The sequence below is a fragment of the Mesorhizobium kowhaii genome, from assembly GCF_042431665.1.
GTDB classification, from domain to species: domain Bacteria; phylum Pseudomonadota; class Alphaproteobacteria; order Rhizobiales; family Rhizobiaceae; genus Mesorhizobium; species Mesorhizobium kowhaii.
Genome location: NZ_JBHLYT010000034.1, coordinates 1 through 18,964, shown reverse-complemented (window position 1 = coordinate 18,964; position 18,964 = coordinate 1). Strand labels below are relative to the sequence as shown.

11 protein-coding genes are annotated in these 18,964 nt (G+C 62.5%); 4 read left to right on the top strand and 7 right to left on the bottom strand.

Translation table 11 applies throughout. The features are described from left to right. Positions 1-4: 4 nt before the first annotated feature. From ACFFNA_RS22425 to ACFFNA_RS22415, 3 genes are all read right to left on the bottom strand, one after another. Positions 5-3,418 carry a pPIWI_RE_Z domain-containing protein gene (locus ACFFNA_RS22425; RefSeq protein WP_378921719.1) on the bottom strand — a complete coding sequence of 1,138 codons (3,414 nt, stop codon included), beginning with the start codon at positions 3,416-3,418 and terminating at the stop codon, positions 5-7. After that, the gene (locus ACFFNA_RS22420) at positions 3,415-4,557 is read right to left on the bottom strand and encodes a restriction endonuclease-related protein (RefSeq protein ID WP_378921748.1); all 1,143 of its coding nucleotides are present in this window, start codon (positions 4,555-4,557) and stop codon (positions 3,415-3,417) included. The genes ACFFNA_RS22425 and ACFFNA_RS22420 overlap by 4 nt, the downstream gene beginning before the upstream one ends. A 106-nt stretch (positions 4,558-4,663) precedes the next feature. Next, entirely contained in the window at positions 4,664-5,593 is a 930-nt protein-coding gene (locus tag ACFFNA_RS22415) for a helix-turn-helix transcriptional regulator (RefSeq protein ID WP_446685974.1), read from the bottom strand. Between the two features lie 259 nt (positions 5,594-5,852). On the opposite strand from ACFFNA_RS22415, the gene ACFFNA_RS22410 reads away from it, so the two are divergent. The 4 genes from ACFFNA_RS22410 to ACFFNA_RS22395 all read left to right on the top strand — a co-directional run bounded on the left by ACFFNA_RS22410 (position 5,853) and on the right by ACFFNA_RS22395 (position 12,854). Then, a complete protein-coding gene (locus ACFFNA_RS22410; protein ID WP_378921717.1) occupies positions 5,853-8,507 on the top strand; it encodes a PD-(D/E)XK nuclease family protein in 2,655 nt (884 codons plus the stop codon). After that, positions 8,504-11,899, top strand: coding sequence for a UvrD-helicase domain-containing protein (locus tag ACFFNA_RS22405; RefSeq protein WP_378921715.1), 3,396 nt, complete (start codon positions 8,504-8,506; stop codon positions 11,897-11,899). The genes ACFFNA_RS22410 and ACFFNA_RS22405 overlap by 4 nt, the downstream gene beginning before the upstream one ends. A 347-nt stretch (positions 11,900-12,246) precedes the next feature. Continuing rightward, positions 12,247-12,666, top strand: a complete 420-nt coding sequence (locus ACFFNA_RS22400; RefSeq protein ID WP_378921744.1) for a DEAD/DEAH box helicase family protein — start codon at positions 12,247-12,249, stop codon at positions 12,664-12,666. Continuing rightward, the gene (locus ACFFNA_RS22395; protein WP_378921714.1) at positions 12,630-12,854 is read left to right on the top strand and encodes a hypothetical protein; all 225 of its coding nucleotides are present in this window, start codon (positions 12,630-12,632) and stop codon (positions 12,852-12,854) included. Before ACFFNA_RS22400 ends, ACFFNA_RS22395 begins: the two co-directional genes overlap by 37 nt. A gap of 88 nt (positions 12,855-12,942) precedes the next feature. On the opposite strand, the gene ACFFNA_RS22390 is transcribed toward ACFFNA_RS22395, so the two are convergent. The 4 genes from ACFFNA_RS22390 to ACFFNA_RS22375 all read right to left on the bottom strand — a co-directional run bounded on the left by ACFFNA_RS22390 (position 12,943) and on the right by ACFFNA_RS22375 (position 18,727). After that, the gene (locus ACFFNA_RS22390; protein ID WP_378921712.1) at positions 12,943-15,411 is read right to left on the bottom strand and encodes a hypothetical protein; all 2,469 of its coding nucleotides are present in this window, start codon (positions 15,409-15,411) and stop codon (positions 12,943-12,945) included. Then, positions 15,408-16,982: a hypothetical protein gene (locus ACFFNA_RS22385; RefSeq protein ID WP_378921710.1), complete on the bottom strand. Its 1,575-nt coding sequence runs from the start codon at positions 16,980-16,982 to the stop codon at positions 15,408-15,410. Before ACFFNA_RS22385 ends, ACFFNA_RS22390 begins: the two co-directional genes overlap by 4 nt. 93 nt (positions 16,983-17,075) lie before the next feature. Then, on the bottom strand, positions 17,076-17,768 hold the full coding sequence (scpB, locus tag ACFFNA_RS22380; protein ID WP_378921708.1) for an SMC-Scp complex subunit ScpB: 693 nt from the start codon (positions 17,766-17,768) through the stop codon (positions 17,076-17,078). A 2-nt stretch (positions 17,769-17,770) separates the two neighbouring features. Further along, entirely contained in the window at positions 17,771-18,727 is a 957-nt protein-coding gene (locus tag ACFFNA_RS22375) for a DUF1403 family protein (protein WP_378921706.1), read from the bottom strand. Positions 18,728-18,964: the final 237 nt, after the last annotated feature.

Here is an 18,964-nt window from a genome sequence, read left to right as displayed (position 1 = left end):
CTTTCTATTGCTCCGCCGTGCCCTTGACCGACAGGCCTTGGCATCGGGAAAGCGGCTCAAGGTACGGCCTGTAGAGGGCCTCATAGATTTCGGCGTGCACGGCATCCCCGGAATTCACGAGGCGGTCCAGTATGCGCTGCATGGCAACGAGATAGCTCGTGGAGGCCGTGTCTTCGGACGGCCCCTCCGGCCGGGTGGAGTTCGGTGCCCATGCCGCATCCACGAACAGGACGCGTGTCTTGCATCCGTTTCGCATGGAGCGCCCGATGGTCTGGATGACATCGATCATCACATCGGCAACGAAGGCGTCATTGAGATTGCCGAGCGTCCCGAACCGGACCGAGTGGCGAAGGAGCCTGCGGACGTCGGTCATGGCCTGGCGGCGGATGGTGCGCAGACGTTCTACGAGATCACGCGGTTTCATGTCCTTGCCGAAGGCCTCGCGGTCGAATTCCATGGAGCTTCGGCCGACCATCCCGGCGACGAAGTCGAAACTCTCCTGCGCTGGGTGCGGCCTCGTCAGGAAGACGACCGTTCCGATGGCCGCCTTGTCCTCAAGTTCTGTTTCGGAATAAAGCGGCCCGCCGAAGACGATGTTCACGCCGCGTGACAGCGCTTTCATCGGAAATACGACGGCATCCCAGTCGTCGCGTTCGCCCAACCTTTCGACCTGGGCGGCGGTGACGTAGTCGCCTATATTGCCTTCCGGGACCGCATTGACGACGGCGACCAGCCTTCGCCCGTTGCGCTCGGACACCGACATTGCATAGTCCTTGACCAGCCGGACCTGCTCGTAGCCGTTGACGACGAAGGCAAGCTTGCGGCCCTTGGCGAAGGAATCCGACAGCAGGCTCTGCAGCAGGCCGCCTTCCCTGACGAAGTGGTCCGTCATCGCACGCATGATGCGTTCCCGGTCTTCGTAGGGTGCACCGGAGAACCGCAGCGCTTTCTTCGGGTTCTGGGGATCGGGTATCGGCCTCAGGAGATAACGGCTTTCCTTCCATGCGGTATCGCTGTCCGTCCGGCGGAGCACATAGTCAGGCCCGACGGGAACGTGGAAAGCCGGGCTGTTGGCCAAGAAAGAGGTTGCGCTCGTAAGAAGGACGTTCGGTCCGCGCTTTACGCCGTCATGGCGGAGCAGTTCATGCAGGCGGTAAAGGAGCATTCTGGGCGCTCCCTCGAACGTCACATAATGCAGCTGGAGGCTGTTACGGCCCCTGCGCTGCTGAAAGAGGAAGCGCACGCCAGCCAGCCGTCCGATAATTGAATCCGGTACCAGCCGTCCGAAATCCATGCTCATGCCGTCGACGAGTATCGGCGAGCGGTGAACGCCCTCGGCCGCCATGACGTGTTGTGCCGGCAACAGGGACAGGAATTGCATGATCACGCTGGAGACGTTGACCAGGAAGGTGAAGAGCGCCGTGGATTTCGCAATGCCGAGTTCGGGGTTCGGCGGAACGAATTCCATCATCGCCTTGCGTGCTTCCTCGATAGCGTCCGCTTTCTGGACGCTCGAAGGGTAGGACAGCCAGTCCTGGAGAGCATCGTTGATCCGGCGGAACGCCTCTTGTACCTCCCCTTCCGATTTCGACAGGGTGATGGCGGTACGCCGGATGTCGAAATCCCGTTCCTCGCCCTCGGCGGTGTCCAGCGTCCTGAAAAGCACCTGTCTTATGCAGGCGTCCCAAAACGCCATGATCGCGCCGACCCGTTCGTCCTCGGCCGCCCGTTCGGCATCGTTGCCGCGGCTTTTGGCGGGATCGCCGAAGAGGTCGGCGACCACCCTGTTGCCTGTTATGAAGGCGTCGTCATAGCTGGCGAAGAAACGGTTGCCGGATGCCACCCGGTCGTTCTGCAGCAGCCTGACCAGGAACCTGTTGAGGTCGATGAACCGTGTCGCCTTGGAGGCGTAATCGGCGACATTCGTTCCTGTCCGATCGTTTTCGCCCAGTGCAATCGGCTTCAGGAGGTCGTCAAGAAGCCTGTTTTCATATGAAGACTGAGCGCCGGATATCGTGATCTCGCCAACAGCCCTGCTGTCGAGGACGGACTGGATGCCGTCCACCTCGTCGGCGATGACGACATCCGCCGTCCGGGCGACCGCTTCAATGTGGCGGATGTGCTCTTCGGCGAAATGCGGCGGCATTCTAGTATCAAGAGACATCACGTGCCCCAGCCAGACACGGCGTTCGACAAGTAGCCTTGCCGCTTTCATGCGGCCGCACCATGAGGAAGCGGGGCAGAACAGGGTCGATTCCTTGTTACGCGGCGTGCCGTCGGCTTTCAGCTTTGCCTGGGAGATGCGCGTGCAGGGCGGATCGATATGGGGAAATGGCTGTTCTTCGTCATGTCTGTCGTCGAACCCGGCCAGCGCACAATTCACCGACATGAGGTCTGCGAACGGAACGGTACGGCCGAACCCCCTGGCACCGTCCAACGAGCCGATGCGCTCGGCCAGCTTGCGCGCATGGCTGAGACGGGTTTCAGGCGACTGTCCCATGAGAAGCCCGACATCGACCCCGTAACCGGACAGGTCCGACATCAGGTTGAAACTGACCTCGATCGAGGGGAGCAGGACAACCGTGCGAAGCTTCCGTTCGTACAGCCAAGCAATGATAAGGGCGACCAGCGTCGTCTTGCCCGTGCCGGGCAGGCCTATCATGTGCTTGAGGCCGTCAAGAGTGATGGCATCCGTCGCGACCAGCCTCGCCCCGTCGGCTGCCGGAACCAGCACATCCACCTTTGCCGCCCCTCTCGCATCACGAAGACGCCGCGACCATGACTTGGGCATCCTGTTGGGATCGGCCGCATCAATGGCGTCGAACCTTTCAGCAATGGCCTGCAGTTCGCTCAGAGGGATAGAGACGGGACGGCGCTCGCGCGGGGAATTGTCGTGGACAGGCCGCTCGGGCAAATGTTCCGCGGCATCCCCCAGGTCGATATTGATGCGCCGCGCTCCCGCTTCCCGAGGATCAATACCCATCGCCCTGTCCGGTTCGGCGGGAGACATGCCGTGCATGCGGACGGCAATGCCGTTCTCGAGTGCTTGAGCCCACTGTTCGATCCTGGTGTCATTCCCGGCGCGTCGCCTGAAGGTGATGCGCCTCGACCTCGGGTCGATGCTGTAGGGCTGGTCGACGTAGTTTTCGTCTTCTTCCCGGCGCATCTCCTCCCATGTCAGGAAATCGTAGACCGCCTGACGGAGTTCGTTTTCCGATGTATAGCTCACGCCAAGCTGGCGTAGCGAAAAGGCTGCTTTTGCGAACGGTGCCAGCGAGGGATGGTCTGCGATCGAGGAAAAGCCAGAGAGAAATCCGGGCGTGTCCGCCAGTTCGTTGCTCCCTGTGAACTGCTCCACAGCAGCACACAGCCACTGGATGGCGAGCGCGTTTGAAAAACCTTCGGGCCGCTCCCTCACGAAAACGCCTCCGCCACCTGGGAAACCGACATGAACTCGATGCCGTCCTTGTTGCCGCAAACGGCCGATGCCGTGCGCAGGTAATCCCGGTCGGCCTTTATCCAGAAATCGGGGACAGCCACGATCCGGCGGCGGAAGGCAGCCATGCCTCCAATCTTCGCCGAGAAGCGCTTCCCCAGGACGGCCGCGCTCGAATAGGACTTCACATCTATGCCGATCTTTGTTCCCTCGATTCCGATGTCGGCGAGATCGCACATGGGATAAAGAACGACATCCTCACGCTTTTTGCGGAGAGCATCATAAAGAGCGATTTCCGGCAGGCCCGGCCCGACCCAGAAGGTCATGATGACGGGGTTCGCCATGCGCCAGTCGTCATGGACGGGAATCTGGTGCTCTTCGCCAACGGCCATATCCGGCCACGACATGCGGCATTCCCTGACGGCGCAGCGGCCGTTCGGATAACGCGAGCGGTTGGGGTCGGCAAAAAGGGGTGCGTTGCAGCGGGCGCAAAGCCGCAATGTCTTTCCGTGAAGGGCCGAAGCCGGCAGCGGAGAAAAGAAGGTCGGGATTTCCGAGGCGAGTTCTGGAACTTCGAGGGCGAAGGCCAGGACTTCCTTTCTTGTCCTGCAAGGTTTCCGGATGATGTTTTCGCGAACCGAGCGGTAAAGGCGGTCTGCATTCTTGCCGACCCTCGACAGCGCCGTTCTCAACTTCTCGTGGAAGATGTCCTCCACGATCGATCCCTCGTCGCTGATTTCAGCAAGATCAATGCATTCAGCCGTGGGCGTGCCGTAGCCTTCATCCACAAGGATGGCGTTCCGTTCTTCGCATAGCGCAAGAGAAGCCGGGCCCCATTCGCGGACGGGTCTTGTTGCGAGCGTTGTGAAATCATTCACCTGACTTGCGATGTCTGAGGAATAGCCATCCGCCAAAGCAACCGCCGAAATGAGCGCCATCCCACGTCGCAGAGTAAGCGGCATGTCGGGGCCTTGGGACAGAACTCCGCGGCTGGTCAAAGATGCACGATGCGCTTCGACCAATCCCTTCGCCGCCATGCGAACCGCAATGCTCGCTTGGTCCATATCCCCATTCACCGAATCGATGACACCGCCGACTTGTAGACTGGCGGTTAAACCCACCAAGTCAACACATCATCTGTGCAACCGATGGTGCATCACCCGAACCACACTACCGGACTGAAAATAGGCTTTAAAAAAAAGCACTGTAAAGCTGTTGCCGCGGCCCTCATCGAGCATCTCCGACTTTTTTCTGCGCCTGCTCGACTTCGCCGAATTCGAAATTCGCAAGCTGCAGCGCTCGCTCTGTCTCATGGGGATTGAGCGCGACAATATGTTGGGTGCGTGGATTATGCTGTCTTGCGTCTCCCAGAAGCCCCAGCCGCTTAAGCACATAGAATAGCATCGCGTACCGAACCGTAAGGACGGCACGGTCATTCGTCATGCCGTAGTCCTTCGCGACCACCACGCGCTGACTGGCGGTCAGTCCAGGGTGGGGGCCAATCTCAATATCGAAGGTCCTGTTCCAAAAGACATCCTGATCGCCGCCTGGACCAGGCACATCCATATGGCGCACACTGAGGATTCGCGGAAGCAGGAAATCCTTATACTTCTCATCGATATGGCAATAGCCGCGAACATGCCAACGAAAGCCGTCGTAGCCGAAGGCATGCGGCGTCATGCGACGCCATGTTGGGTCGGTTCGTCTGCTCCCCATCGACTGATAGTAGACTTCGAGCGAACGGTTCTCGCGGACTGCTTGGAGAACGGCCTTCAATACATCTGCGTCTACCTTTCGTCGCGGTGTTAGTGCGATGTCGGTCTCAGGCTGATTCGCGATCCAGGAGTCGCTATGGTCGGTGAGACCTTCCGCCAACGATCGTAGGCGCGAAAGATACCCGTCTGGGTCCGGCTTCAGGAAAGTCGGCGAGAACTGGGGCCCCGCGACATAGCGTTTCGCACTCTTGTCGTAGATCGCGTTCTGCGGGGCACGCTCCTGGTAGAGCGTCAGGTCCTTCGACGCCTGGGGGACGGACACATCAAACATCTGGATGATGTCGGAGCGGTTGACACCGCCCTCCCAGAATAGCCGGAATTCAATGAATTCGAGCCGGCGCTCCACACCCCATTTCAACGCCTTCGCGGCTTCTCTCATCATCAGCTTTCAATCCCATATGGAGATAAAAAATATATGGACACAGTTATTAGATTCGAATAACTAATATCCCCATCAGACTCATTCGTCAATGAAGGCGAGTGCGAATTGGGATGAAAGGCAATGCCCAAACGCAGAAAGCGGCAAGCGCGGCATCCAAGGTTCTGCGGAACCCCAAGAGCAGCAAGGCTGCGAAAAAGCGCGGCAGCCTCGGCGCTGACCCAGCGTTCGAACAAGAAGTAATCTGGAAGGGGAAACGGCGATGGCGACCGCGATTCGATCCACACTTATCGTTCACGGTCGCCTGGCGATGCGGGAGGCCCGCCTTGCGGCGGCGCGCGGCGGTCGCCATGGCCTTCAGATCATGTCCTTCGAGCAGGCCGCCGTGCGGCTCGCCGGTGGATTTGTCCGGACGATCGACGAGGAAAGCCTACGCGCGGCGATTCAGGCAGTTCTTCCCGCCACGCCCATGGGTGAGCTGGAGACCATCAAGATGCTGCCGGGCATGATCGGCGCGGCTGCGGACACGCTCCATAAGGCATGGCGCGCCGGCATCGATTTGGCCGCCCGGTCGAGCGATCATCCCCGTCTCGACGCCATCGCGCGCCTGGAGGCGGCAGTTCTCACCCAACTTCCCGAAGGGATGATGCGACCGGTCGATATCGTCACGGCAGCCAACAGCCGTCTTGCACATGCGCCGGCCGTTCTCGGCGCGATCGAGGTCGTCGGCCTCACCGAACTGTCTCCATGCTGGCGACCCTTGGTAAAGGCGCTCGCCGCGCGCATTCCGGTGCAATGGTCCGCCGGCCCCCGCTCTGTCCCGGCCTGGGTTGGCGATAGCGGCGTCGTTGTCGTGCGCGACGAGGCCGAACGGCCGATGGTTGGTTCCGTTAGCGCCGCGACCGCCTATCACGAAGCCATCGAGGCCATGCGCTGGGCGCGCGCGTTGCTCGCGTCGGGCGTCTCGCCCTCCGCCATCGCCATCGCCACTGCCTCGCCGGCCGAATATGACGACCATTTCCTGGCGCTGCGCGCCGATGCCAATATCGACCTGCATTTCGTTCACGGTTTCCGCGTCGCCACCACGCGGGAGGGACAGGCGGCCGCAGCGCTCGCGGACATCGTCGTGCGCGGGATCTCGCAGTCGCGTCTGCGCCGTCTTGTGGCCTTGTGCCGCGATTCGGCGCCCCTTGCTTCGCTTCCCGAAGGCTGGCTGCGGCTCCTGCCTAGCGATGCGCCCTTGTCCACATCGGCGGCCTGGAGCCGCGTGCTAACGCGCCTCAAACCGGACGATTGGCCCGACGGCATGAACCATGTCCCGGTCTTGCGCACGGCGGTCGAATTGCTGGCAAAAGGGCCGGACGCCGCGCAAGAGATCGGCGAGACCTTCCTTAAGGGCCGGGCTTTGTCAATCTGGCGCAAGGCGTTGCTCGCCAGCCCTGCCGCGTCGATCGATGTCACGCTCGAAACGCTGAACCAGGATGATGAGCTGGAGGCCTGCGTGTCGGTCGCTTGGATGCCGGCCAGCGCCCTTGCGGCATCGCCACGCCGTTTCGTCAGGCTGATCGGACTTAACTCCTCGCGCTGGCCGCGCGGAATCGCCGAGGACCGGCTAATCCCCGACCACATCATTCCGACCGCCGAACTCGAGCCGCTTCCCGTCAGCCTGTCCGACCGTCGCGACTTCAAGACGATCCTCGCGACCACCGCCGGTGAGGTGATTCTGTCCCGCGCCCGGCGCGATAGCGACGGCCGACTGCTGGGCCGCAGCCCGCTACTTGCCGCCCGTGGCGATGAAACCTATCTGCGCCGCAACTCCGTCCCCACGCATGCCTTTAGCGAAACCGACCGGCTCATGGCCCGGCCGCAGGAATTCGCTGCCGATCCGCAGGCGATCGCCGCACGTGCCTGCTGGCGTGACTGGCGGCTGGCAGAAGTCACACCCCATGACGGCCTTGTCCGGCCCGATCATCCGCTTATTCTCGCGATCCTCGCTCGGACGCAGTCGGCAAGCTCGCTCAAGACGCTGCTGCGCAGCCCCCTCGGTTTTATCTGGCGCTATGCCTTCGGCTGGAAAGCCACGCAAAGCACCGCCGAACCGCTCGTGCTCGATGCGCTCGCGGCTGGTGACCTCGTCCATCTGGTTCTGGATCGTGCTTTGCGAAATCTCGAAGCGGCAGGCGGCCTGGCGTCAGCCGATCCGTCTGCAATCGAGGTCGCTGTGGCCGAGGCTTCGGCCGCAGTGGCCGCCGAATGGGAAAGCGAGCGCCCCATTCCCCCTAATGCCATTTGGGTCCGGACGCTCGGTGATGCACGCAATCTGGCCGGTCAGGCGCTCGCCTATGGCAATGATCATCTGCCGGGCAACCGCTCCTATGGCGAAGTGCCTTTCGGAGGGTCGGAACCCAAATCGACGGCGGAGCCTCCGTGGGATGCAAGCTTGCCCGTGACGATCCCGAATACGGGCTTTCAGATCGCAGGCTATATCGACCGGCTCGACATCGCTGGTGACGGAAGCCGCGCGCTGGTGCGCGATTACAAGACCGGCAGCCCCCCGAAGGGCGGGATTCGTCTGAACGGCGGGCGCGAGCTTCAGCGCTGTCTTTACGCCTTCGCGGTCAAAGCGCTCTTGGGCGACCATGTCGCGATCAGCGCGTCGTTGCTTTATCCGCGCGAACCGCTGGATCTTCAACTTCACGATCCGGAAGCCGTGCTCGTGGACGTCAGGGGCTATCTCCTCGCCGCACGCACCGCGCTTGCGGGCGGCGCGGCACTGCCCGGTCCGGATACGGGTGGCGACTATGACGATCTCGCCTTCGCCCTGCCGGCCAATGCCGGCGCCACTTACTGCAAACGCAAGCAATCTGCCGCGACCGAACGGCTCGGCGAACTCGCTCAGGTCTGGGAGACTGAATGATGGGCAGCATAAAGATCCTCAAGGATGACGGCGCCCGACATGACGCGATCGGCCGTCATGATCGCTCCATCCTCGTCGAGGCCGGCGCGGGATCGGGTAAGACCTCGGTCATGGCCGGCCGCATCGCCGTCATGCTGGCGCAGGGCGTCGCACCGCACACAATCGCCGCGGTCACCTTCACCGAGCTGGCTGCTAGCGAACTGCTTTCGCGCGTCCGGGATTTCGTCGCCGATCTCGCCGCTGGCCACATCGCACCCGAGCTCGCTGTCGGGCTCCCCGACGGACTGTCGCAGGCGCAGCGCGACAATCTGATCGCGGCGACCGCCGCGATCGACCAGATCACCTGTTCGACCATCCACGGCTTCTGCCAGCGTCTCATCAAGCCCTATCCGGCCGAGGCGAATATCGATCCGGGCGCCGCCGTCTTGGATCGGAACCAGGCTGATCTCGCCTTCATCGAAATCGTCGATGGCTGGCTGCGCGACCGCTTGTCCGGCGGCCATGGTGGCATCCTGGTCGAGATGGTGCTGCACAGTCCCGCAGAGACCGTGGCGCTGATGCATAAGATCGCCGAAGCGCTGCGCCGGCGTAGGAGCCTCACGGCGCCTGCGGTGATGCCGCTGGCCGATCACCTGCAGGCTTTCCGGCAGGCGTCAGACGATATCTCCGCCTTCATGCGGACCGCCGACGCCGGGGAACCGGAGACGGAGGGCTACGCGCAACGCTTTTTTGAAATGGCGGCGGCTCTCCCGACGCTAGCGGAGGTCGCCACGCCTACAGGCCTGGTGGGGCTGCTGGTCTCGCGACCGCATCTTGACCTGTGCACCAAGGCCGGCACCTTTTCCTCCTATCGCAAGAAGGGCAAATGGGCAGCCGCGGCCAAACAGGCGGGTCTTTCCAAGGCGGACGGCGAGCGGCTGAACGATGCTGCTCAAACTCTGTTTGAGGCTTGCTGTTCGGCCTGGAATGCCCTTCTTCAGGCAGCTTCCGGTCAGGTTCTCGCCGCGCTGATCGGCGAAGCCCAGCCGATTGTACAGCGTTATCACGAGCACAAGCGCGCCAGCGCCCAGCTCGACTTTGACGACCTCATCTATGCCGCCCGCGATTTGCTGCGCGAATTTGAGGTAGTACGACAGGCGCTCGGACAGCGGTACGCGAAGGTTCTTGTTGACGAGTTTCAGGATACCGACCCGCTCCAGATGGAAATCATCTGGCGCCTGTGCGGTGATCCTGGAGACAATCCGCAGGATTGGACCAACTTCAGGATTCGGCCGGGCGCGCTCTTCCTCGTGGGTGATCCCAAGCAGGCGATTTACCGCTTTCGGGGCGCGGATGTCGGCGCCTATGTCGAGGCGCGCACCGCCTTCGCAGAGCAGGATGCGCACGGCCTCATTTCGATCTCGACTAATTTCCGCTCCTGCGCCTCGATCCTCACATTCGTCAACGATCGCTTCGAGGCCATCCTGTCGGCGGATGGCCAGCCCGGCTTCACGGCGCTCGATCCCTTCCATGACGATCGGGGCGATAGTGTGTGCGTCGCCGCGCTGGACATTACCGTTGCCGACGAGAACGGCAAGGCCAGCGCCGAGCGGCAACGACACGCGGAAGCCTATGCGGTTGCTGACCTGTGTGCCCGATTGATTGGCAGCCATCCGGTTCTGGATCGCAAAGCCGGCAGGGAACGGCCTTGTCAGCCGGGCGACATCGCCCTTCTTGCGCCGACTGGCGCCGATCTGTGGCGCTATGAGGAAGCCCTCGAACGGCGCGGCATTCCGGTGGCAACCCAGGCCGGCAAGGGCTTGTTCCGCCGGCAGGAAGTGCAGGATCTCATCGCGCTGACGCGGGTGTTGGCTGATCGCCGCGACACGTTGGCGCTTGGCGCTCTGCTGCGCGGCCCGCTGGTCGGGCTCAGCGAAGAGGAATTGTTGGATATCGTCTGGGTGCTTCCGCGATCAGCTGACGAACCTGACCGCATTCCCCGCCTCGACCTTGGGATCGATCCTGCGACGATCGCTCATCCGCTGGCGCGCGATGTGGTCAAAAAGTTGCAAGCGCTCTATCGAAGCGGCAACAGCACGACCCCGCACAAGCTGCTTTCGCAAGCCGTGGATGTGCTGCGCTTACGTCCCATACTGCTCGACCGCCATCGCGGTCAGGCCGAGCGCGCGCTCGCCAATGTCGACCTCTATCTCAGCCTCTCGACTAGCTATGCCGTGCGTGGCCTGCGGGCCTTCTCCGAGGCGATGACAGCGGCCTGGACCGATGAGGCCCGCGCTGTCGAAGGTCGGCCCGACGCCCAGGAAGAAGCCGTTGCGCTTTTCACCATGCACGCCGCCAAGGGCCTCGAATGGCCGGTGGTCATTCCCATCAATACCATGACCGGAGTGATGGCGCCCGACAGTGCGGTGATCGATCGCCAGACCGACACCTTTTATTGCCCGATCCTCGGCGTCGCGCCGTCCGGTTACGACATCGCGCGCCAGACGGAAAGGGATGAACTGGATCGCGAACGCGTCCGCCTCTGGTATGTCGCGGCAACGCGCGCTCGGGAATTGCTCGTTCTGCCGCGGCTCGACGTCACGCCCTCCAAGTCTGCCTGGATCGGTCTGGTCGACCTGTCGCTTGCTGCGCTTCCCGCCCTCGACGTTTTCCACTTGCCGCTCGGTCCGAACGTCGCGGTGGGCAGCGCCAGCAACGATCAGACGCGGGAGGGTTTTGCCGCCGAGGCCAGCGCGATCGCCGATCGGCAGGTACGATTGACCTGGCTTGCACCCAGCCGCGGCGAGAATGCGACCAGCACGGTATTGCAGGAGGAAGAAGCCGACATCTGGACCGGCTCGGATGATAGTCCGCCGGCCGAGCTCGAGGCTCCCGCTCTCGTGCAAGGGGGCCGCGAACGTGGCCTCATCTTGCACAAGCTGATGGAAGAGGTCCTGACCGGCGAGACATGTGAGGCCTTTTCGGCGCTCGCCACGCGGGCCGAGAGTCTCATCCGCGCCCTTGGCAAGATCCCGGCCGCCGATCCGACTGCCGGACTTGTCCCGGAAGAACTGGCCGGCTGCGTCGCGCGGACGCTCGCGATACCCGAGATCGCGGCTCTTCGGCCCGCGCTACTTGCCGAATTTCCAGTCTATGTCCTTCACGGTGAAGACACCGAACTGGTGGCGATGGCGGGCATTGCCGACGCGTTGACGGTCCACCCTTCTGGCCGGCCAGTCGTAGTCGTCGACTGGAAGAGCGACGTGAACCCCGAGCCTCAAACGCTCGAGCATTATCGCGCACAGGTGCTCGCCTATCTCGACATGACCGGCGCCGAGCAGGGCTTGATTGTACTGATGACAAGCGCGGTCGTAATCGCTGTTTCTCCCTCGCTCCAGGCGATGGCGGCCTGAGAAATCCCGATGGCTTTTCGCAAGCGCGCCTCCGCCTCCAGTCACGATGACCTCTTCAATCTAGAGGTCGAACTGCTGTTGCCGGTCCGGCTTGCGGTCGAAGGCAAGGCGCTGGAAAGCGCTGTGCGGCAACTGGCCGTTCCGGCGCAGCATGTGCGCTGTCGGTTACGCCCTTCGCGATCCGCCGCGTCAAAGGATATGACACGGTTCTCAGATCCGACGAGACGCTGAAGATCATCAGTGCGAAGACGGCGACAACGCTGGACGCCGATCTTATTCTCCTGGTGCCCGGCGCGGCGGAGCCGGTGCGGATCGCCGAGGCGCTTAAACTGGACGACGGCCGGTGGATGAATGTGCTGCCGACCAACATCGCCACCATCAATCGGGCCGCCCGTGTCGAGCGACTGGGTCGCGTCTCCGCTTCGTGGGCAGACGCGGTTCACTTGCGAGAAGGACGCTCCGCAGAGAACGGCCCTCCGGCGAGGCCTGGGCTGCGGCGTCCGCAGATCGGCGGGCTCCATGCTGCCTTGGCACATGCGACAAGGTCGACCGACCCTGCCACCATCGTCATGCCGACCGGTACCGGCAAGACTGAGACCATGCTCGCGCTAAACCGCCATCAGTGCTTCGAGCGACTGCTGGTGGTGGTGCCTACGGACGCCCTGCGCGAGCAGATATCCGGCAAGCGATTACAGGCCGACGTGCCGACCGAAAGATCCTACTGCGCGAGATGCAGATCCGTACCGCCAACCTCGCGGCTGGGCTGAACGACCGGCTTCCGTCTTCTCCGGTTCTCTCGGAGCTCTTTGCCGCCTACGACGTGGTCGATGACGAGACGCTCGCGGTTCTTTTAGCGACCGGTGCCTGGGAGACCATAGGGTCCGGCGGCGCAGAAGTTGATGTCGGCGCCATTCTGCGTGTGACGAAGGTGCCCGGAACCGAAGACGTTCGCTAGCAGCCGTATCGCGGCTCCAAGTGCTCTCACCTGAGCGACAGCACAGTAGATTGACCATGTTGCCGATGTCCGACCGCTGGCGATTCCCTCAGCGCTCACGGTCCGAAGCGTTCAGGGCGTTTTCACCCGAGAGCATCCTACTCGTTTGCCTGTGGGCTGCCAGAACGCTGGGGGAATCAATCCCTAGTCTCGGACCGAAACGATTGCTAAGCGCATCCAGAACGCCAAGCACGGAGGCGCCCTCCAATTCCTCCACGCCCAAGGCAATGACGCGGTAAATAGTGGCCCTGAGCGTTTCGAGAACCCGTGCGATTGTCTGAGACTCGCGATGCCGGGAAACGCCCGCTATCGTAACCTGTATCACCCAAATGCAGGTCGCCCAGCATTCAAGAATGTCCTTGGGGATCTGGTCGTCCAAATCGTCGAGCACCAGCGACGCGATCGCGTTGCGCCGCCCTCCGAAATAGGCAAACAAGACCTTGCCGAGCAGGCGGGGCCATGTACCATCGCCATCATTCGCGGCCGGCAACACCTGTAGCGAGTTGCTTGGCGGGCGAACCCCGCTCCAACCGGCGCTTGCAATGATCATCAAAACAGCCCGAAGACGCAACAAGTCGATGCTGCGAAGTCCTTTCTGCGACGCCCTTTCAGCCACGGTTTCCGACAAACTCTCCACGGCCCGAATCAGCTGGTCTCGATTTTGCCGACGCTGATGTAGGGCTCGCGCGTCCTGATCGACCTCGGCAATGGGCTGCTCGTCTGGCAGCGGTCCTCCGAACTCGCCGCCACCTTCGACAGCATCCTCAGCGCTGCCCGTCTCATCACCTCGACCGAATGCGGCGCGATGCTTGTTAGCCTCGTCATCCGGCTGAGATTCCTCTTCAGTCCGGATGCCCAGGAGTCGATTGAGGAAGCTGCGAATATGCGAGGCGTAACTTCCTGCAAGGCTATTGCGAGCAGGGCCGTCGATTTCCGACCGCAAGCGTCGTCCGGCCATGAATTGCTCATAGGTGAGTTTGCGCTCTTCTGCTGCTTGGGCGCTGTCGATACGCCGTGCCGCGTTACGCCGCATCGGCGGCACCTTGTGGTCTACCAGCGAGGCCTCTGCCGCCTCGAGTTCGTTGAGCGTTTCGAGAAGCCAAAGGCCGAGGTCGGTTTCGCCATCGATATCCGCCAGCGCTGCGTCGATCCGACGTGTGCGCGCATCACGAACCTCCTCGCGCAGCTCGTCGATCCGCGCCACGATCGCCGGCGCTGACACGCTCCCATCCGATCGCCTTACGCGTGCGAAGGCGGGGCGGTCCTTGCCGAGCAGCCGCAGCTGCACGCAGCCATCGTCGGCGCCTGACCCCCTTCGTAGAGCGATCGAAAGCAGTTCGCCGGCCCGGTCGAGTGGTTCAACACGGTCGTTCTCCAGGTCGGCTCCCGACGGCGGATACCAGGTCAACTTGTCGAGGTTGCAGACGAACTGACCGGGGGCACGGCCGGCTACGTCGTCGAGCGGGATTTCCTCTGGGCGCTCAGCCGACACGAAATCGCGCACCGGCACTGGTTTTTTCTGGAGAACATCCGAGATACCCAACTGCGAGAGCACGGATCCAGCTGGGAGCGCGCGATAGAGGCAAGCTTCTACGTTCGAACCCACAAAGGCCGCATCTCCCAGCGCCGCAGCGGTGCAGTTGGCACTGCCGTACAGCACATGATCCCGCTTGGCGGTTTGGGCAACCATTAGCTTGGCGTGTATGAAGCGCGTCCCACCCTTTGCCTTGAAGTCCAAGAGCTTGACGCGCTTGTGGTGCCGCTTGGCAATCGCCTCGGCCGCAAATACGTGGCGTCCTTGATCCAGCAGCAGGCAGGCTTCCTTTGGTTCAAGGCGATCGAGCAGCAGATTCAGTGTGGAAAGATCGAGGTCCCAGTATGGGCTCACCAGGATCAATCTTCGCACCGGCTGCCCGGCAAGAGCACCGAGAAATTGCTCGCCAATGCCGGCAGTTTCGATCGACGTTAGGAATGCCGCATCCGTCTTGTCCTTGAGCCGCGCAATGCCGTCGGACGATTCGATCTCACGCAACCATGGCGTCCTCGCCAGCATCCATTCGATCTGCCGCCGCACGGACTCAAGACGCGTGTCTAGAAACTGGGAAATGAAACGCCAGCCGGCGGCGATCAGGCGGGCCTCGCCGGAGGCGAAATCGTCCGTCTCTACCATCCCAACGACTTCAAGATTGCCAGCCAAACCTGGTGCGGTGACATTGGCGGAACTGACGAACATGCGGGCCGTGGAGCGTCCCAACTGGAGCACCACCTTCGGATGAAATACGCGGCGGGCGATAGCGGGCGTAACGGTGTAGCTGCGCCCGGCAAAGACAGGCGGCGGCGCGCTGCCCTCAAGCGCAAGGCTCAGCATGTTGGCGTCGACAACGAGAAGATTGTTGTGGCAGCCCGCCCCTCGGAAACGGGCCAACATCACGTTCTCATAGGCCTCGAAATCGATGCCAAAGCTGGTCGCGATGCTGGTGTGGAAGCCCTGCTTGCCGAAACTCTCGTAAAGCTTCATTGCGCCTCGATCACCTTTCGCCCGAGCGCGGTAAGCCCGTTATCGCCAATCAGGTGGATGTCACGCAGAAAGTTGAGCGCAGAGCCCAAGCGCGGGTTGGTGAACACTGGGCCGCTGGTCTCTCGGAGACGAACGCGCCCTTCATCCGCTTCGACGAGGAACGTGTAGTCGCCCTGATAGCGGAATTTGCGATGCGCCACCCACAGATGGCGATTTATGATGCGACCTTCGATGATCCGCGCGACTGCCGTGGTGAAATCCACCTCGTCGAGCGAGGCGAGAAACTTGGTCTCAGTGACGAGCGAATGAAAAAATTGTTGGTCGAGAGGACCGAGTTCCTCCCTGACACTGTCGGAATCCTCGGCAACGCGCTGCTCGACGATGACGAGCAGCTTCAAGGCTGCGACCGCGCATTCGGAGGTACATCGGGCTTGCGGGGTCGCAGCGTCTGCTCCAAGGTCGGACAATTGCCGTTCGCCGCCGTGTTTGATGGTAGCGGCGTTCCGCCTTGGCCTTGTTGCCTGGCGAAAGCCATTCCACGTCTCCGGCCATGGGTCTAGTGAATCGGAAAGCGCCTCAACGCAGTTCCCGATCAGGGACGCCAGCCTCACGCCGCCGGCAGGATAGTCGGCTAGCGTATCGAGAACGTATTTGAGCAGCGTCTCATAGCTGAAATGCAGGAGATCGTTGGCCTGGTAGATCCGCCAGCGCCGCCGCTGAAGCTCCAGCCGTTCATCGGCCAGAGAAAGACGCCGCCCGTCTGCGGCTGATGCGGCGTAAAGCAGCCACCGTACCTGATCGGTTCGCGGCAGTTCGCCAAGATGCCACGCCGAATGCAGAAGCAACAAAAGCGTGTCACGCCGCGCGAGATCCTTGGGCCGGTGCAGTGCGCCGCGCGCAAATAGCAGCGCCTCATAGAGGCGACGCTCGGTCCCGGTGCGTCCAATGGCCGATGGGAGTATCGGCGACAGTTCGCCAAGATCCGTGCGGCTGACAGTCCCGCGCTCCACGCAGCGATAGAACCGGTTCCCGGCATCGCCGAGCGCTGTTGAGAACGCGGTTGCGAGTGGATCGCCAATTTGTGGACTTGGCACTGGGATCGCGTGATCTGCAGCCTGGGCCAGAACACCGATCTCAAAGAGCTGACTGCCATAGGCCGCACCATACGCGCCCCAAGACTGTTGAAGGTATGGCGAGCCGTCACCGCCCGGATCCGCATGTTCGGCGAAGGAAAAACGGCGACCCTCGGCCGCCAGCTTACGGCGCGCCCAGCGGCTGCCGGCGACGCCCCCTGCGTCCTCGCCATGCACTGCGGCAAGGGCAAACAGCGCCTCGGATCGCCGAACCACCTGCTGCCAGTCGCGCAATGCCGTGCTTGTCGAGCGGCGCGCGTACTGGGAGGCTAACCACGCGTATAGCCCGTAGTAACGCATCCGCAGTGTGACATTGCTGACGCCAGGCAGCAGACGTTGATAGAGGTCGATGCTGCTATTTTGCATTCCCAGCGGGTCGAGACCGCCCTTTTCGCGGCAGTCCGTCCACTGCGGATGAGCTATGAGAGCCTCCGCCAATTCACCCTCCGAGCGAAATCATTGACCAAGTGCCTGACACTGCATGGCACAATCCCAAGCTCCGTTGCAATAACTTGGCTGGCTCAGGCAACACTATGCGTTGGATTGTAGCTCATCTTCTAAATGATCAGCAGCGAGTCCCGTCGGAATGTCACCGGCCAAGAGCTTCTCCTTGGACAGCAGTCCGGCATCCTCGAGCGCCTCGAAATCCGGCAGCTGACGCAGCGTCTCGAGCCCGAACTGCGAGAGAAAATTTTTGGTCGTCACATAAGTATAGGGCGCGCCCGGCTGCGGGCTGCGCGGCCCCGAGGCGATGAGGTCCTGCCCCCGCAGCACGCCGATCAGGTCGCGCGACACCTCCTTGCCGAAGAAGGAAGACAGCTCGCCACGCGTGATCGGCTGGAAATAGGCGATGCACATCAAGACAAGCGCCTCCGCCTGCGATAATTCTTTCCTCTCCTGCCCGGCTGAGCCGAATGCACTGCGGATAACGTCTCCAAAGGCTTTTTTGGTCCGGTGCTGCCAACCGCCGGCGACGGACACCAGCTCGTAGGGGCGGCCTGCGAGCTCGGCACGGATGTCGTCGATGATCAGCTCGAGATTGCAGTTTTTGCCCACCACCCGCGCGAGGACACTACGTGTCACCGGTTCATTTGCCGCAAAAATCACCGCTTCGACGCGGCCCATCCATTCACGCCAGCGCAGTTCTGGCGGCAGGTGATCGAGCTCGGTGTCAAGCAGCGCCGGCTGATCGTTCGGCTTGTGGCGGGCAGAGGCTTCGCTCATCGCTAGAGCCCAAACAGCCGGAAGGTGGGACGGCCGGAGAGCTCGCGCACGACCTCCATTTGCTGCAGCCGCTCGAACAGCCGCCGCGCGGCAAAACGCGACAGGTTTTTCGTCGTCACCGATCCCGAAACGGCATCTTCATTCAGGAGCAAAAAAATCACGTCGCTGGCGCCTTTGGCGCGCAATTTCGGTGCCACCGCCAGGAGTTTTTCGGCGCGGCGCGATAATTCGGTAGCCAGCCGGCAGGCCTCGGCCGCCGCCTGGGCCAGCGCGACGCAAACCGCGCGCTCAAAGCTTTCTTCCCCGGGGCGGATGCGCTTGCCGCCGACGGCCTCGGCGCGGAAGGACGGGCCAAAGGCTTGCGCCATCAGGAGCGGCAGCGGCCGCGGCCAGCGCAGGCATTGCGCTAGCACCAGGTCGGCGAGCCACCAGGCCAAAAGCTCCGCATCGGGACGCATGGCGACGACGTGAGCGGCGATCGCCGCGGCGACGAACGGCGACGAACGGCCACCGCGGATCTGGTCGTCGATCGCCGTGCACAGGTCGGCGAGAGCCTCTTTGTCCCAAGCGAGCCCGAGCAACTCGACCACCTTCGCCAGACGTTCGGCGCCGGCGGTGGGCGGCTGCAGCGCCAGCTGCCGCCAGGCGCCGAAGATGGTGCCGGCGGGTCCGGGATCGGCGCCGGTCGGACGCAGGTACCAGGCGTCGCGCAGGGCAGCCGGGTCCTCGGCGCGGCCGGCGAGCCGCATGCTGGCGGCGGCGCAATCGAGCGCAAGTCGCTGCCGCCAAACGCCGGCCCAGGCAGGCTGCGCGCGGGCCAGCGTGTCGAGGACACCCAGGGCGGCGCCGGCCCGGAAGGCGGCGTCCGTTTCATTGGCCGCGCCGCCGCCGGCCAGCGCCCAGGCCGGAACGGCGGGCGGCGCAGAGGAGCTGGCGGTCGCGGGATCAAGGCGAATCATGAAATTGAGGGTAAAGTGGCCGTGCGCTTTACACCATGATTATCGCACCAAAACGCACAGGTTGTCGAAACAACAAAACGAATGATAATGTTGCATTATCGTTCGTTTTGGCGCCTAGTAGGAAAATGGCCTCTGTCGTTCGTTTTTCACCGGCGGACAGCCTCGTTTAGGCGTCAGATCGACGAGAATTCGCGTTCATTGAGCGGACCCGGTTTGCGCTCAAGCCCCGGACAGCCT